The following is a 2,780-nucleotide window of genomic DNA, read 5'->3' on the forward strand; positions in this document are numbered from 1 at the left end:
TCAGCTAACATAACTACACCAGTTTCCTGGGACTGGGGAATTGGACCGTCATAACGAAAATATGACTCGTCCACAGACCCAGTACCTTCGAGTTGGGCTTTTTGCTGAGCCTGGAAATAAAAATAGGAAATCAGCAATTTCCCTTGATGTTCTGGGATAAAGTCCCGCACTGCCTTGGGTAACTGGTGCTTACGAGCCATAACCAGTCCTTCGGTAACGTGCTTTTTGATAATTTCAGCACTCTTGAAAGGATCATTAATCTCATCATGCTTGTTCGGACCACCCATTTGATTTTCTATAAACCCTAACGGATCGTGCATTTTACCAATGTCATGGTAGAGCGTACCTGCCCGAACCAGTTCCACATTACAATGGAGTTCTTGAGCCGCTGCTTCTGCCAAAGAAGCAACAAACAGAGTATGTTGAAACGTTCCAGGTGCCTCAGTAGCTAGACGCTTGAGCAGAGGACGGTTGGGATTAGACAATTCTGCCAGACGAATTGGTGTTACCAGGTCAAACAAACGTTCCAGGTAAGGTGATAGCCCCAGGGCGACAATACTCCAAGCTAACCCAGATAAACCTAATAACAAAGCTCCTGGCAGAACTGCAGACCAAATTGTACTAGCCGTGGCACTAATAATCAGATTGATAATCAGGGAAACCACACCTTGAGTTAAGCCCACCCCAACTCCGAGCAGAGCCAATTCCTCTCGCGATCGCATTCGTCCTGCCATCAAGGCACCCAGTAAACCACCAGCAACATTTGCCAGTACTTGTTCTCCAGTGACTTCCATACTAAAGGTCACTAAGCCTGTCAGTAAAACCACCACTGTCACGCCCATGGTAGACCCATAAAAGTTCCCTACTAACAAACCAATAGCAGGCATAGTGTAGGGAATCTCGAAGAAGGGACTCTTGAAAAGTATTGATATTGGCATACTCAGGGTCAGTAGCAATACCAAAATGTAGTCCCGCCGCCTCCATTTAGGGTGAACTCGCCGTTGCACTAAGGCAAAAATGCCCACCGTAGTAGTAACCAAACCACCAAATCCCATCAAACCCAGCCAGTTAATTCCTCGACGGCTTAAGTCAAAATAATCCAGTAGTACAAATTCTGTTTGAGTGATGGTTTCGCCTGCGGTTACAATCACATCTCCTTTACGCACTGAAACCATCATTGGTTCCACTTTTTCTGCTGCCTGTTCTGCTATGAGCTTGGTTAATTCCTTATTTTCGATCAAGTTGGGTTCTAAAACTCTGACTAGTAAATACTTGGCTAGTGGTTGAGCTTCCTGGGGCATAAGGCTAGTCAAGTTTACCTTCACGGTCTCTTGGATCAGATTTGGTGGTAATCCTGGAACAATACCTTGGGTCAGGATGCGACTAGCAGCCTGCTTAATGACTATGCGGGTTTTTTGCCAATCTTGATCTGATAGATCCAGTACGGAAACATCATCTAGGCTACTGAATTCAGGGCTAAGGTATTGTGACAGCTGAGGCAACACCTGAGCGTACTGTTGCCGAGCAGCAGATATTGACTCAATCAGAGCTGAGAACTCTTGTTCAGAAGACTTTTGACGGTAGCTTTGCAGTTCACTTACTGCCTCAACAAAAGCTTTATTTAATGAATTTTCTGCCGGAGTAGGTGGTTTGGCTTCAGCATCAAACCCGTTGCCATGGTTATCGATATCTGAAAATGCCAAGATAGCCCGCCATTCCCATTCCTTACTTTGCCGCAGATACCGCTGGGTGGCGATGGATAGTACATCAGTCTTTACAAAAGGAAAAACACCGCTGTTAGTGCGCAGTTCTTCCACAGCGTCCAGAGACTGCTCAAGATTTTGATAAATTCTTTCTGTAACAGATTGGTCAATCATCAAAACTGGTTGAGCACCTCTTTGAGCTTCTTTGCGTCTCTCAGCCGTCGTCTTAGAGTCCTCAACCAGAGCATCGAATGGTGCCCGGATTGTCTGTGGTGCTACTGTGTCTTCACCTAGCTGTGGCTGATTGTAAAAGCGCCCTCCCATAACACTGGTCAGGGAAACCACTGCTAAAGTCCACATTACAGGTAGAGTAATTTTCTGTTGAAGTTGATGCTGGCTTTTGCCCCAATTTTTTCCTGAAGTTAGGCTAGTGGAACTGCCTTCACCATGCCTTGGAGACTCTGTGAGCTGTAGAGATTGTCCTTTTAAATTCTCCTGCTGTGATTGGCTAACTGAGGATTTGGCAGCACTAGAGGAGTTAAATCCCAAAAAACTGCGAAGGTGCTGAGATGTTCGCCGTAATTGCGTGATCGGCTGCGTCAGCGAATTTAACGTTTTCATAGCACAAGAATGGCAATGTCTGGTAACAGTAGCGGTCTGCTCACAATTTGCTGTGTGGTGGTGGCATTTTGCTTAAAGACATCTACATTTATTGATTATTCATAAAAAACACTGGAAAGTTTTCCTCCACTCATTTTAAATCCACTCATTTGACATGGGTAGAGCGCAGGTTGCGTGGGAAACTTCCAGTTACAATCACGCCTTGTATACTGTAACAGTAACTGGAGTTTACGAACAGAAAACTTTATTAAAGTGGTATAGACTGACTTTACGCCGATTATGGTTTCGTGGTTACCTTGGTCAATTCCCATGGCTATTGCTTGGGTTTGACTTCCAGATGATTCACAGACCAACTTCACCGTAAATACGCCTACGTCATTATTTACAACTTTAGCTTTTCTTTCTTTAATCGATTCCCTAGGGGAACTTGGGGTAATTGGCATTAGTTGCTGTCGA

At 44.9% G+C, this 2,780-nt stretch carries 2 protein-coding genes; both read right to left on the reverse strand.

Going from position 1 to position 2,780, the window contains the following annotated elements; genetic code table 11:
- On the reverse strand, positions 1 to 2,252 hold a 2,252-nt coding region (locus F6K49_RS39710; protein ID WP_293106175.1), incomplete at its 3' end, for an HDIG domain-containing metalloprotein.
- 167 nt (positions 2,253 to 2,419) lie between these two features.
- On the reverse strand, positions 2,420 to 2,780 hold a 361-nt coding region (locus F6K49_RS39715; protein WP_293106178.1), incomplete at its 5' end, for an RRXRR domain-containing protein.

The sequence above is a fragment of the Moorena sp. SIO3I6 genome, from assembly GCF_010672095.1.